Annotated in this window: 2 protein-coding genes; both read left to right on the forward strand. The window is 31.6% G+C overall.

Annotation, left to right across the window (positions count from 1 at the left end):
* Positions 1–75: 75 nt before the first annotated feature.
* The gene (locus P8V03_RS18950) at positions 76–405 is read left to right on the forward strand and encodes a transposase (RefSeq protein WP_318799367.1); all 330 of its coding nucleotides are present in this window, start codon (positions 76–78) and stop codon (positions 403–405) included.
* Between the two features lie 44 nt (positions 406–449).
* Complete coding sequence (locus P8V03_RS18955) at positions 450–1,331, forward strand: IS3 family transposase (protein ID WP_318799368.1); 882 nt, start codon at positions 450–452, stop codon at positions 1,329–1,331.
* The last annotated feature ends 56 nt before the right edge of the window (positions 1,332–1,387 follow it).

Raw genomic sequence — 1,387 nt, forward strand, 5'->3', positions numbered from 1 at the left:
CTCTTAAGCCCCGAAAATATCTTGGACAATTACCTATACATTTATTATAATGTAGAAAGTGATTGGAGGTAAGTTATGAAAGGTAAAAGTTATACAAAAGAATTGAAAGAAGAGATAATAAGAGAAGTACAAGAGGTTGGGAATGTTTCTTTAGTTTCAAGAAGACATGGGATATCCAAATCAACAATATTTACATGGATAAAACAGTCTAAGAATAAGGATAAAATTAAGGTCAAACCAGGAAGAAAGACTTTAATTGAGGGAGATAAAAAACTTGAAAATGATCTTACAGAGGTAACAAAGGAGAATGATCAACTTAAAAAACTTTTAGGAGAAAAAGATTTAGAAATAGCAATACTTAAAGATTTAATAAAAAAAGCCAACCCTCAATTAAAGATAAAGTAGAAATAGCTAAAAAATATATAGAGCAAGGATATAACGCAGTTTTTGTGCTAAAGGTTGTTGGACTAGGTAGATCAACATACTATTACAGCTTAAGTGTAGAAGGCAAGGAAAAGAAGAAGCCGCCAGGCGGTAAACCTAAAGGGTACAGCATAGACAAAGATAATAACAAGATATGCGATGAGCAGATTAAAGAGTTTATTATGGAATCCATCGAAGGTGATGCTATTAACTATGGATATAGAAAAATAACATATCATTTAAGAAAATATTATAATCTTATAATCAATCATAAAAAGGTTTATAGGCTCTGTAAAGAGCTTGGCATACTTAAAGACCAAAGAGTAATCAAGCCTACAGTAAAGAGAACTATTGCAGTTAATAGGATAATAACAGGGTCAAATCAGCTATGGGAAATGGACATAAAATATGGCTATATTCAAGGCGAGGACAAGTTCTTCTACATACTAAACTTAATTGATATCTTCGATAGAAGCATTATTGATTACCATATGGGATTACACTGTGAAGCTAAGGATGCTGCCGCATTACTTAGAAAGTGCCTGATAAGAAGAAATCTATTTGAGGAAGGAGCTAAAAAACCTGTAATAAGAACAGATAACGGTCCACAATTTGTAAGCCATAAATTTAGCCAATGCTGTGAGGAAATTAAGATAGCGCATGAGAGAATTCCAGTAAAAACACCAAATAAAAATGCACATGTAGAATCATTTCACAGAATTCTTGAGGATGAATGTTTAAAAATCAATGAATTTCAAACTTATGCAGAAGCATACGAAACAGTAAACGAATTCATGGAATTCTATAACAATAGAAGACTTCATTCAAGCTTAAGGTTTATGTCACCAAATGAATTTTATAACCTTCATTTTGGAGAAAACCTAACTAACATTAAGATAAAAGTGTAAATTTAAGAAAAATAGAGAATTTGTTAGGTTTTGTCCAAAACAAAGGGGTCAATCCG

Source organism: Clostridium tanneri, assembly GCF_033659955.1.
GTDB lineage: Bacteria > Bacillota > Clostridia > Clostridiales > Clostridiaceae > Clostridium_AM > Clostridium_AM tanneri.